Genomic DNA, 12,231 nt, shown 5'->3' on the forward strand with positions numbered 1-12,231 from the left:
TCACGGCGCGTCGGCTGGGGGCCGCGAGCGGGGCGACACGTCTCACGGCCGCCTGCTGCGCTCCGCCGACCCGCTTCCGAGTCCGCTGCGGCGGGGCGGGGGGCCCGCGCGAACTCGCTTCGCTCAGACACGCGCACGGGCCTGATCCCCGCCCGGTCCTCGCGAACTCGAGCGGGTCCCCGCCGGCGCTCGGGGGCGACTCGCGAGACGTACCGCCCCTCCCGCGGCCGGCGGGCTTCGACGATCGAAGGCCCAAGGGGTCAGAGGCCCAAGGGGTCAGTTCCGTTTTCCGTTAAGCCACGGGGTTCGCTCTTCAACGGAAAACGGAACTGACCAGTCCGCCGAGGCGTGGGGGGGCCCGGCGGAGCGTTGGGGTCGGGGAGCGAACGAGGCCATGCACGATTCGGGAACGCGGATTGAGGGAGGGGGGTCCGGGGGGCCGCGCGAAGCTCAGGCCCCCCGGCGAGCGGCGCCGTGGGATACCCCTCCTGCCCGCGACTCGTGCGGCACGGCGAAGTGGCTTGGCAGGCCCCCGGTCTCCCCGGTCCGGCCGCGCTTCGTCCCGGTACGAAGGGAAACGGCCCGGCGTTGAAGCCGGGCCGTTCGGGGAAACCGGGGCGTCTTCGCGGCGGCGCGGGGGGGCGCGTCGTCCGTTCAGCTCCCCTTCGGGGTCAGCTCGTTGAAGCGCCCGCGGGGGGTGTAGTGGGTGTGGAGGAGCTCGTGCGAGAGGTGCCCGAGCGGCTTGCCGAGGAATTCGTCGTAGAGGGCCAGGACGGCCTGGTTCTCGTGAGACTTGCGGCGGGGCTTGCCGGCGTCCTCGGCGTAGATGGCCCGCATCCGGGCCTCGCGGATCGTCCGCGTCGTCGGGCGGGGCTGTCCGCCTCCGGCGATGCAGCCGCCCGGGCAGCCCATGACCTCGATGAAGTGCCACGGCGCCGTGCCGGCGGCGACCTCGGCCATGAGGCGCTTCGCTCCCTTCAGGCCGCTCGTGACGGCCACGCGAACCGTGAAGCCCTCGAGCTCCTTGAACTCGGGCTTGACGTCCTCGAGGGTGAGGGATGCCTCCTTGACCGACGAGAGCCCGCGGACGGGCGTGACGTCGAGCGCCGGGAAGGGGATCTCGCGTCCGGTGACGACCTCGTAGACGGTCCTGAGGGCGGCCTCCATGACGCCGCCCGTCGCGCCGAAGATGTCGGCGGCGCCGGTGGAGAGGCCGAGGGGCTCGTCGAAGCCGCTCCCCTCGAGCGAATTGAAGTCGATCCCCGCCTCCTTGATCATCCGCGCCAGCTCGCGCGTCGTCAGGACGGCGTCGACGGTGGGGCGGCCGTCGATGAACATCTCGGGCCGCGTGATCTCGAACTTCTTCGCCGTGCACGGCATGACGGAGACGACGAACATGTTCCTCGGGTCGGCGCCGATCTTCCGCGCGTAGTAGGTCTTGGCGAGGGCGCCGAGCATCATGTGGGGCGACTTGCACGACGAGAGGTGCGCCAGCTGCGAGGGGAACTCGTGCTCGACGTACTTGATCCAGCCCGGCGAGCAGGAGGTGATCATCGGGAGGACCGTCGCCTCGCCGCGCACCGCGGAGAGGGCCCGGTTCAGGAACTCGGTCCCTTCCTCGAGGATCGTCAGGTCGGCGGCGAAGTTCGTGTCGAAGACGTCGTCGAAGCCGAGGAGCCGCAGGGCGTGGGCCATCTTCCCCGTGACGCTCGTCCCCGGGGGCATCCCGAACATCTCGCCGAGAGCGACGCGGACGGCCGGGGCCGTCTGGACGACGGTCCTAACTTTCGGGTCGAACAGGGCGTTCCAGACCGGGTTCATGTCGGCGCGCGTGAGGAGGGCCCCCGTGGGGCAGGCCATGACGCACTGTCCGCAGTTGGCGCAGTTGGAGGAGCCGAGCGGCAGGTCGGCGGCGGGTCCGATCGTCGTCTTGAAGCCGCGGTGGTTGACGCCCAGGACGCCGACGCCCTGGATCTCGCTGCAGACGGTGACGCAGCGCCGGCAGAGGATGCACTTGGACGTGTCGCGGAAGATGGAGGGAGTCGAGGAGTCGACGAGGTCCTTCGACTGCTCCCCTCGAAGCGGCAGTCGGGGATCTTGATCTCCTCGGCGAGCTTCTGGAACTCGCAGTTCTGGTTCCGGAAGCAGGAGAGGCAGTTCCGCGGGTGGTCGGAGAGCATCAGCTCGTAGAGGACCTCGCGCGCCTTCTTCACGCGCGCGGTGTTCGTCTTCACGATCATCCCCTCGCGCACCGGGATGGTGCAGGAGGCCTGGAGGCTCCGCATCCCCTCGACCTCGACGACGCAGATGCGGCAGGAGCCGATCTGGTGGACGCCCTCGAGGTAGCAGAAGTGGGGGATCTTGATGCCGTTGTGCTTGGCGGTCTCGAGGACCGACCAGTCGCTCTCGGCCCTCACCGGCCGTCCGTTGATCACGAGGTGAACGGGGTTGGTCGTCATGGCCTTCTTCCTACCGCCGGTCGCAGCGCAGGCACCGCATGGCCTCGGCGATGGCGTTCAGCTTGTGGAAGCCCGCGGCGACCTCCTGGAACCCCTTCTTCCGGCTCTCGGGTTCGAGGAAACGCATCGGGAATCGCTCGTGCTCGGCGACGTCGGACTCGTCGATGGGGCGCGGGATCGGGATCTCGTCGCCCTTGTTGAGGACGCCGGTCCCGCCGAGGTACAGGTCGATGGAGCGGGCGGCCCGCTTGCCGTCGGCGATCGCCTGGATCGCGACGTCGGGCCCGCGGACGACGTCGCCGCCGGAGAAGACGCCGCGCTTGCTGGTCATCATCGTCTCCTTGTCGACGACGAGCGTCCCCCACTTCGTGAGCAGCACCTCGTCCCGGTCGATGAACGGCAGGTCGGAGTGCTGGCTGATGGCGGGAATGACCATGTCGGCCTCGACGACGAACTCGGAGCCCGGGACGGTTCGGGGCTTGCGCCGCCCGCCGTCGTCGAACCCCTTCAGCTCCATCCGCACGCACTTCACGCCGGTGACGCTCCCGTTGCCGAGGAACTCGACGGGGGCCACGAGCGGAAGGATCACGATCCCCTCCTCGCGCGCCTCCTCGATCTCGCGCGGGTCGGCGGGCATGTCCTCGACCTGGCGGCGGTAGAGGACCGTCACCTTCTGTGCGCCGAGGCGCAGGACCGTGCGGGCCGCGTCGAACGCGGTGGAGCCGCCTCCGATGACGACGACGTTCAGGCCGATCTCGACCTTCCGGCCGAGGTTGGCCTCGCGCAGGAACGAGACGCCGTGCGCGATGCCGGCCTTGTCCTCGCCGGGGATCTCGGCCTTGTTCGGGAAGTGGGTGCCGGTCGCCACGTAGATCGCCTGGTGGCGCTCCTGCAGCTCCTCGAACCTCACGTCCTTCCCGACCTCGATCCCGGTCTGGATCTTCACGCCGACCTGCTCGACGAGCCGGATCTCCTTGGCGAGGATCTCCTTCGGGAGGCGGTACTCGGGGATGCCGGAAGCGAGCATGCCGCCGGCGACGGGAAGCGACTCGTAGACGGTGACGCCGTAGCCGAGGCGCGCGAGGTAGTAGGCACAGGTGAGACCCGAGGGGCCGGCGCCGATGACACCGACCGACTCCGCCTTCTTCGGGAAGACGAGGTCTCGGCGCGGCTCGTCGTTGGCGAAGACGTAGTCGGCCGCGTAGCGCTTCAGGTCGCAGATGGCGACAGGCTCGTCGAGCTGGGCGCGGCGGCACTTGTCCTCGCAGGGGTGGGTGCAGACGCGGCCGCAGATGGCGGGAAAGGGGTTCTCGCGCCGGACGAGGTAGTAGGCGTCGCGCGGGCGGCCGGCGGCCACGAGGGCGACGTAGCCCGGGACGTCGACGCCGGCGGGGCAGGCGTTCTGGCAGGGCGACTTGAAGAGGTCGGAGCAGACGCCTGCTCGGCAGTGCCGCGCGTGGATGTGCTCCTCGTACTCCTCGCGGAAAAGGCGGATCGTGGAGAGGACGGGGTTGCCGGCGGTCTGGCCGAGGCCGCAGGTGGACGTCTCGCGGCAGGTCGCCGCGAGCTCCTCGAGGAGCTCGATGTCCCCGTCCTTGCCCTGGCCCTTCGTGATCCGCGTCAGGATCTCGAGCATGCGCTTCGTGCCGATGCGGCAGGGGACGCACTTGCCGCAGCTCTCGTCCTGGACGAAGTCGAGGAAGAAGCGGGCGACGTCGACCATGCACGAGTCCTCGTCCATGACGATGAGGCCGCCCGAGCCCATGATCGTCCCGAGGTGGACGAGGGAGTCGTAGTCGATCGGGGTGTTGAGGTGCTCGCGCGTCAGGCACCCGCCCGAGGGTCCGCCCGTCTGCGCCGCCTTGAAGCGCTTCCCCTTCGGGATGCCGCCCGCGATGTCGTGGACGACCTCGCCGAGGGTGATCCCCATCGGGACCTCGACGATGCCGGTGTTCTCGATCTTGCCGGCGAGGGCGAAGACCTTCGTCCCGCTGCTCTTCGGCGTCCCGAGCGACGCGAACCAGGCGCCGCCGTTCCTGACGATCACGGGGACGTTCGCGAGCGTCTCGACGTTGTTGATGATCGTCGGCTTGCCGAAGATGCCCCGCTCGAACGGGAACGGCGGCTTCTGCCGGGGCTCGCCGCGCTTGCCCTCGACGGAGTGCATGAGGGCCGTCTCCTCGCCGCAGACGAAGGCGCCGGCGCCGATCCGGATCTCGACGTCGAAGGCGAAGGGGGTTCCCATGACGTTCGGACCGAGGAAGCCCCACTCGCGCGCCTGGCGGATCGCGACCTCGAGGCGCTCGACGGCGAGCGGGTACTCCGCGCGGACGTAGACGTAGCCCTGCGAGGCGCCGATGGCGTAGCCGGCGACGAGCATCCCCTCGAGGATGGCGTGCGGGTCTCCCTCGAGGAGGGAGCGGTCCATGAAGGCGCCCGGGTCCCCCTCGTCCGCGTTGCAGACGACGATCTTCTCCTGGCCCTTGGCCTTGAAGCCCGCCTGCCACTTGGCGCCGACGGGGAAGCCGCCGCCGCCACGGCCCCGCAGGCCCGAGGCTCGCATCTCCTGGATCACCTGCTCACGCGTCATCCCCGCGAGGACCTTCGCGAGCGCCTGGTAGCCCTCCGAAGCGACGTACGCCTCGATGGATGCGTAGGGGGTCGAGCCGCAGCGAGCGGTGACGAGGCGGGTCTGGCGGTGGAAGAAGTCGATGTCGGACAGGAGCGGGACCGGTTCCTTCGTCTCCGGGTCGACCCAGCAGTGGGCCTCGACCACCTCGTGGTGGACGAGGTGCTGCTTGACGATCCCCTTCATGTGCTCGGGCTTCAGCTCGGTGTAGAGGACGCCGTCGGGCTGGACGACGAGCGTCGGCCCGAGGTGGCAGGAGCCGAGGCAGCCGGTCTCGTGGACGACCGTGTCGTTTGCGAGGCCGGCGTCCTTGATCGCCGCCAGGAGCGCGTGCTTGACGGCGTGGCAGCCGGAGGAGACGCAGCCGGCGCCGGCGCAGACGAGGAGCTGGTGCTTCTTCGTCTCCTGCCCGGCGCGCCAGCGGGCGGCGACGGCGTCGAGGTCGGCTTTCGAGACGGGACGGAGGAGGTTCGGTTCGGGCGTCATCTTTCGCTTCCTCATCCGCAGAGGGCCAGGACCCGGTTCAGCTTGTCCGGGTTGACCTGCCTGACGACGCGGTCGTTGACGAGGAGCGCCGGGGCGAGCCCGCACGCGCCGATGCAGCGCATCACCTCGAGCGTGAACTTCCCGTCGGGGGTCGTCTCGCCGACGCCGACGCCGAGCGTCTGCGAGAGGCGCTTGACGATCTCCATCCCGCCCCGCACGTAGCAGGCGGTTCCCATGCAGACGCGGATGGAGTACTCGCCGCGTGGCTTCGTCGAGAAGAACGAGTAGAAGGTCGTGACTCCCCAGACCTCCGAAACGGGGATGTCGAGCTTCTCGGCGATGAGGCGCTGGACGTGGATCGGCAGGTAGCCGTAGATCCCCTGCGCGAGGTGGAGGATCTGGATGAGGCTCCCCGGCTTGTCGCGAAAGGCTTCGACGACCTCCCCGATGCGGGCGAGCTTCTCTTCCTCGGTGGCTTCGCCGCACTTGCAGGCGGTGACGGGGGGAGGCGGGGGAGAGGTGACCTGGACCAGCATGAGTCCTCCTTAGGCCGGGCGCCGGGGATCGCCGCGGCGAGGGCGCGCGGTAGCCGGCGGGTTCGCCAGGGTGCCAACAAAAAACCTGGCCGCAGCCAGGCGGACGAGGACGCACTGAGAGAGGTGAATCGGAATCAAGAGGGAAATACCCCTTGGGAATGCTAGTCCGCGGTGACAGGCTTGTCGAGGTAGAGGTGTTTTGAATCAGGGCAAGTCGGGTACTGATGTTCTCGATTCGGACCGAACTGGTCCGGATGGCCTGGGACACTTGCGTTCCCAGGGGGGCGGCCCGAAAGTCGCGGCGTGAGGGAGGGCATCGCCCGGACGGACGGAGCGTGGGACGGGCCGGCCGGCTCCCGGTTGCGGCTCCTTTTCGTGTCGGCGCTTCTCGCGGGCGTCGCGGTGCGTCTCGTCCTGGCGTTTCTGAGGCCCCTCTGGGCCGACGAGATCTTCACGCTGACCCTGGCGCGCCGCTCCCTCCCCGATCTCCTGGCGGCCCTCCGGCTCGACTCGGGCCCTCCGCTCCACTACCTCGTCGCCAGGCTCCTCCTCCTCCCGTTCCCGACGCCCGGGGCCGCGGACGTCGTGGTGCGGTTCCTCTCGGTCGGTGCGTCGGTTCTGCACGTCCCGATCCTCCTCCGGATCGGCCGTCGCTGCAGCGACCCGCGCGCGGGCGCCGTTGCGGCGGTGCTCTTCCTCGTCTTCCCGCTCGCGGCAGCGTCGGGTGCCGAGGGGCGCGGTTACGCGCTCGCCTCGCTCCTGGCGCTCGCGGCGTTCGAGAGGCTCCTGGCGCTCGAAGAGACGCCTCGCGGGAGGACGGCGGCGCTCGCGGGGCTCTTCGCAGGGCTGGCGGTCCTGACGCACTATCTCGCGCTCCTTCCTGTCGCGGGGATGCTCCTGGGGGCGCTCTTCCGCGGGAGGGCCCGGAGCCTCGCCCTCTTCTCGTCGGGCCTCGCGGCTGCGCTGGCGGCCACGTGGCTTCCGGTGGCGCTCCGGCAGCCGCGAGCATCGATGGCGTGGGCCGAGGCGCAGCCCCTCGGCGAGCGCGCGCTGCAGGTTGCCGCGAACCTCGGGCTCGGGTTATCCGTCGAGCCAGTGCCCGCGCGTCTCCTGGGACCGCTCGCGATGGTGCTCCTTTTCGTGGCGTTCCTCGGGAGGCGCGCCGGGGCCCGCGTTCCGGCGGCGGCGCCACTCCTCGGCGGGCTCGTCCTCCTCGTTCCGCTTCTCTTCTTCAACCGTTCGGCCCTCCTGGCCGATCGGACCGCGCTCGTCTTCCTTCCCTTCGTCGCCCTCGTTCTCGCCGAGGCGCGAACCGTCGTGCCGCTGGCCGCCGGGCCGGCGGCGGCGGCCGTCCTCGCTGCGTCGATTCCAGGCTGGCTCAGGCCAACGGCCGCGGCCGAGCTCGCGGTGACGCTCGCTCCGCAGGTTCGCGCCGGTGCCCGTGTCGTCGCCGCCGGCCTGTGGGGGCCGGAGCTCGCATACCGGCTCGCGCGGGAAGGACTGACGGGACGGGTGACCTTCTACCCTGCGGTGATCGCGCTCCATCCCGGCTGGTACGAGGAGTCCGAGGTCTCGGTTGAGAGCCTCGAATCCGAGGCCGGCACGGTGGTCGGCGCCACGGCCGGGAGGACGTTCTTCGTCCTCTCGCCGACGACCCGGTCGGGACGGGTGCTCCTGGGTGAGGTCGCGCTGGCGGGCGGAGAGCGCGTCGCGGCGGCCGGCGTCTTCGAGGTCTGGACGATCGGCCCCAGGGGAGGCCTGGGCCAGCCTCCCGCCACGGACGGACCGTCGTGAGGGCGCTCCTCGTCGTACCCCGTCTGCCCGGGACGGGCCACACGGGGGACCGCGTGCGCGCCGAGCTGCACCTGGAGGCGCTTGCGGCCCTCGGAGCCCGGGTGACGCTCGTCGGCGGGGCACCGGCCGGCGCATCGGTTTCGGCCGTCCGCGGGGCCGCCGAGGTGCGGGCGGTTCCGCTGCGGAAGACCTTCCTGCCATTCTTCCTGGCAAAGGCGGCGCTTCGGGGCTGGCCGCTTCAGACCGCGCTCTGCGACGGTCCGTGGGAGGCGGCGTTCGAAGGAACGGGCGACTTCGACCTCGCCGTCGTTCTCCTGGCCCGCCTCCATCCGCGCGTGTCGGCCCTCCTGCCCGCCACAGCCATCGTCGTCGACTTCGTCGACGCGCTCTCGGAGGCCGCGCGGCAGATCGCGAAGCGCGACCCGGCGCTCTGGCGAAGGCTCTACTGGAATCTGGAGACGCCGCGTCTCGAGCGCGCGGAGCGCGAGGCGGCGCACGGAGCGCGCCTTCTTCTCGCCACGACACCGTTCGACGCCGGGGTGCTCCCGGCGGGCACGGTGCCGATCGCCATCGGCGCTCACCTCGGCCCGCCACCGCCGCGCGAACGCGGGCCCGTCGTCGTCTTCACCGGCCGGATGGGATACCGTCCGAACGCCGTGGCGGCCGAGCTGCTCCTCCGTGAGATCTGGCCCGGGGTGCGCGCCCGCGTGCCGCGGGCCGAGCTCGTCGTCGGTGGCGCCGATGCACCGCGGGCCCTGCGCCGGCTCGCGTCGGCGACGGAGGGGGTGCGGCTCGAGAGCCCCGTGGCCGACATGAGGGCGCTCCTCTGCACGGCGCGCGTTGCGGCCGTACCGGTCGACATGGGAACCGGAACACCGATCAAGGTCTACGAGGCGCTCGAGGCCGGCTGTGCCGTCGTGGCGACACCGGCGGCCGCGTCGCGGGCCGTCCTCGACGGCGTTGCGGCCCCGGTGCGGACGGCGGACGGTGCCGAGGCCTTCACCCGGGAGGTCGTGACGCTCCTGTCGGACGACGGACTGGCGGCGGCGCTGGGAGAGCGGGGGCGGGCGTTCGTCGTCGCCCACGCCGACCGACGGGTCGTCGGGCTGCGTCTCGCGGGGCTCCTGCGCGGCGCCGCGGAGCAGCGGTGAGACACGGAAGCGCCCGCCGAAGCGCCCTCCTCGCGACGGGAGACGCCCTCTGCGCGATCGCCGCGTTCGTCGCCGTCGTCTGGCTTCGGCGCATCGTCCCGCTGCCGTGGACCGAGTCGGTCCTGCCGGTCGAGAAGGTGCCTCTCGAACCGTGGCCCTGGCTTGCCGTCGTCGCCATCGCGGCTCTCCTCGGCCACGTCCTCGCGGGGACCTGGTCCGAGCCTCTCGTCACGCTTCGCGAGCGAGGCGGCCTGCTCGTCGCCGCCGTGCTGGCGGGGCTCTTCCTCGTCGGAGCGTTCTTCCTGCTCGGCCGTGCGCTCCCGCGAACGGTCGTGCTCCTTTACGTTCCCGCGGCGTGGGGGGTACACGCCCTGTTCAGGAGCCTCGTGGAACGGGTCCTGCCACCCGGTCTGCGCTCGGTCCTCGTCCTGGGCGAGGGGGAGGACGCGCGCCGCGCGGCCGCGGCGCTCGAGGCGGGCGAGGCGCCAGGCTACCGGCTGCTGGCGTGGGAGGCCGACGCGGCGGGGGCGATGACGGAAGGGGACGCCCGCGGCCCGATTCGCGGCGCGACGGACGTCGTCCTGGCGTCCGGCAGCCCGCGAGAGAGGGAGGCCTTCGCATCGCTCGTCGAGCGAAGCGCCTCCGCCGGGTTCGAGCTCTGGCTTCTCCCTGGCCTGGCCGACGTCGTCGCCTCGCACGTCGCGACCCGGAGCCTCGGCGACCTCCCTCTGACTCCCGTGGAAGCGCGCGGGGCGTCCGGCGGCGCCGTGGCCTTCCGGCGCGTGCTCGACCTCGCGATCGGGCTTCCCCTCACCGTTCTCGCCGCCGTGCCGGTCGCTTTCGTCTCGCTCCTGGTCGTGCTGGAGACTCCGGGACCGGCCTGGATCCGGCAGCGGCGCGTCGGCCGGAGAGGGCGCGAGCTCGAGATCTGGAAGGTCCGGACGATGCGCGAAGACGCCGAGCGGGAGACGGGACCGGTCCTGGCGAGACCGGGAGACGAGCGCGTGACGCGCGTCGGCCGCTTCCTTCGGAAGACGCGCGTCGACGAGCTGCCCCAGCTCCTGCACGTCCTCTCCGGAGCGATGAGCCTCGTGGGCCCGCGCCCGGAGAGGCCGGAGCTCGTCGCGACGTACGAGGCCGCGGAGCCGCTCTACCGGCTCCGACACCTCCTGAAGCCGGGCCTCACGGGGCTGGCGCAGGTGATGGGCGCCTACGCCACCAAGCCCGACGTGAAGCTGCGGTACGACCTCGGCTACCTTTTCCACTGGAGCCCCGTCCTCGATCTCTTCGTCCTGGCGAGAACGGTGACGACGGTCCTGCGCGTCAGCGGGATCTGAGGGACCCGGGGAGGGGCGGGGGCGGTCCGCCCGAGGGAAGCGCGGCCTCGAGTCGTGCCGTCTCGGCGACGACGGCGTCGGGCTCGCCCGCGGGCGGGACGGCGGCCGCGAGCCTCGGAAAGAGCCAGACGGCCCGGACGAAACAGGCGCGCGCAGTGGCGCGGTCCCCCTTCGCCAGCGCGAGGCGTCCGAGATTCAGGAGCGTCTCGGCGCGCTCCTCGAGCGCGAGGGAACGTCCCATGGCGGCAACGGCGCCGTCCAGGTCGGCCAGGGCGGCGCGGGCCGAGCCGAGCGCGAGGTGCGCCGTGGCCAGGCGGGGTCTCAGGGCGACGGCGCGCCGCGCGTCGGCGAGCGCGGAATCGACGAGAGCCCTCCGTTCGGCGCCGGCCGCGAACGGAGACAGCTTCAGGGCCGATTCGGCCCGCGCGAGCGAGAGGCCCCCGGCGAGGCGCAGCGTCGCGCCGGCGGCCAGGAGAAGCGCGGCGAAGACGAGGCCCGCCTTCGCGGCCGGCCGCACGGGCGGCGCGAGGCGGCCGCCGGCGCGCGCCAGCGCGAGGCCTGCCAGGAACGCGAACGGCCCCGAGACGGGAACGATCTGAATCGGGAAGTTGGCGAGAGAGAGGACGAGGATAGCGACGAGGGCGGGAAGGAGCGATTCGGCCGGGACGCCATTGCCGGAGGGGGCGACGCCCCGTTCCCGTCGCGCGGCGCCGAGGAGACCCGCGAGGAGCGCGCCCAGGGCCGCCGTCAGCGCCAGCGCGGCGGGGGTGCCCGCCTCAGCGGCGACGGTGAGAGGGTCACAGTGTGCGTTGTCGAAGTGGGAGGAAGACGAGAGGTGGACGAGTCGCCGCCGGGTACGTTCTTCCGCCTCGAGCCGCGCTCTCACGAAGTCGGCGGAGAAGCCTCCCGGGCCGGTGCCGAGGAGAGGGTGCGCGCGGATCGTCTCGAGCGCGGCCAGGATGCCGATGTTCCGCTGGGTGGTGAGCTCGGCGACGTTGCCCGAGGCGAGCTTCTCCATCGCTCGCGAGGCGACCCCCGTTCCGACGAGGAGGGCGAGGGCCGCTGCACCCGCCAGGAGTCCCGGCAGGAGGCGCCGGCGAAGGTCGAGGGCCACGAGGAGCGCGGCGCCGCTGGCGAACGCGACGAGTGGGGCGAGCGTTCCGGCGGAGGCGAGGCCGAAGGCGCACGCGGCCAGAGCGGTACCGGACGCGAGGCGCCTCCGGCCCCTCGCGAGGGAGGAGGCGGCGAGGAGCGCCGGAATCACGAGCGCGGCGCCGACGTCGCCCGGGTTCCCGATCCACGCCGTGGCGTGAAAGCGCGCCTCGGGGGCCTCTACCGGCAGCCGAAAGAGCCCCGCGAAACGCTGGAGGGTGGCGAGGAGACCGGTCACGGCTCCGCAGGCGACGAGCAGCGAGAGCGCCCGGCGAGCCGTGGCCTCGCCGAGTCCCGTCGCTCCCCAGGCCAGGAGCGCGAGGGCCGGAATGAGCGGGAGAGCGTCCAGCGGATCCCTGTCGCGGAAGAGTCCGGAAGCCAGGGAGACGAGAAAGAGAGCGATAAACGCGGCGAGGGCCGTTCCTGCCCATCGCACGGAGCCGTTCCACGCCGCCTCCGGCTCCATCCCGCGGCCCCCGAGAGCTAGGCCGAGGAGGACGAGGATCGCGCCGGCCGACTGCGCGGCGAGCTTGGCCTCGCGGGTCGCCTCGGCCGAGGCGAGGACGAGGACGAAGAACGGGAGTGCGATCGCGACGAGTGTCCCGAGAGGCGCGAGAAGCTCCAGCGCCGCGCGGTGGCCCTCGCGTTTGGGACCGGACATCGTGGGGAGGATAGCCTTGTCGGGCG

The 12,231-nt window shown here is 71.8% G+C and carries 6 protein-coding genes and 1 pseudogene; 3 read left to right on the plus strand and 4 right to left on the minus strand.

The window, feature by feature from the left end:
• Positions 1–654: 654 nt before the first annotated feature.
• From IPN03_12065 to IPN03_12075, 3 genes and pseudogenes are all read right to left on the minus strand, one after another.
• A pseudogene (locus tag IPN03_12065) lies at positions 655–2,459 on the minus strand (iron hydrogenase small subunit).
• A 10-nt stretch (positions 2,460–2,469) separates the two neighbouring features.
• On the minus strand, positions 2,470–5,574 hold the full coding sequence (locus tag IPN03_12070) for an FAD-dependent oxidoreductase (protein MBK9374435.1): 3,105 nt from the start codon (positions 5,572–5,574) through the stop codon (positions 2,470–2,472).
• 11 nt (positions 5,575–5,585) lie between these two features.
• A complete protein-coding gene (locus tag IPN03_12075; GenBank protein ID MBK9374436.1) occupies positions 5,586–6,110 on the minus strand; it encodes an NAD(P)H-dependent oxidoreductase subunit E in 525 nt (174 codons plus the stop codon).
• 303 nt (positions 6,111–6,413) lie between these two features.
• Here IPN03_12075 and IPN03_12080 point away from each other — a divergent pair, with 303 nt between their 5' ends.
• Genes IPN03_12080 through IPN03_12090 form a run of 3 tightly spaced genes read left to right on the plus strand, consistent with a single transcriptional unit; the run spans position 6,414 to position 10,392 of the window.
• Complete coding sequence (locus IPN03_12080) at positions 6,414–7,904, plus strand: glycosyltransferase family 39 protein (protein MBK9374437.1); 1,491 nt, start codon at positions 6,414–6,416, stop codon at positions 7,902–7,904.
• A complete protein-coding gene (locus IPN03_12085; protein MBK9374438.1) occupies positions 7,901–9,055 on the plus strand; it encodes a glycosyltransferase in 1,155 nt (384 codons plus the stop codon). Before IPN03_12080 ends, IPN03_12085 begins: the two co-directional genes overlap by 4 nt.
• Positions 9,052–10,392, plus strand: a complete 1,341-nt coding sequence (locus tag IPN03_12090) for a sugar transferase (protein MBK9374439.1) — start codon at positions 9,052–9,054, stop codon at positions 10,390–10,392. Before IPN03_12085 ends, IPN03_12090 begins: the two co-directional genes overlap by 4 nt.
• On the opposite strand, the gene IPN03_12095 is transcribed toward IPN03_12090, so the two are convergent.
• On the minus strand, positions 10,379–12,205 hold the full coding sequence (locus tag IPN03_12095) for an O-antigen ligase family protein (GenBank protein ID MBK9374440.1): 1,827 nt from the start codon (positions 12,203–12,205) through the stop codon (positions 10,379–10,381). The genes IPN03_12090 and IPN03_12095 overlap by 14 nt on opposite strands.
• Between the last annotated feature and the right edge of the window lie 26 nt (positions 12,206–12,231).

It is taken from the genome of Holophagales bacterium (assembly GCA_016719485.1).
Taxonomy (GTDB): Bacteria; Acidobacteriota; Thermoanaerobaculia; order UBA5066; family UBA5066; genus UBA5066.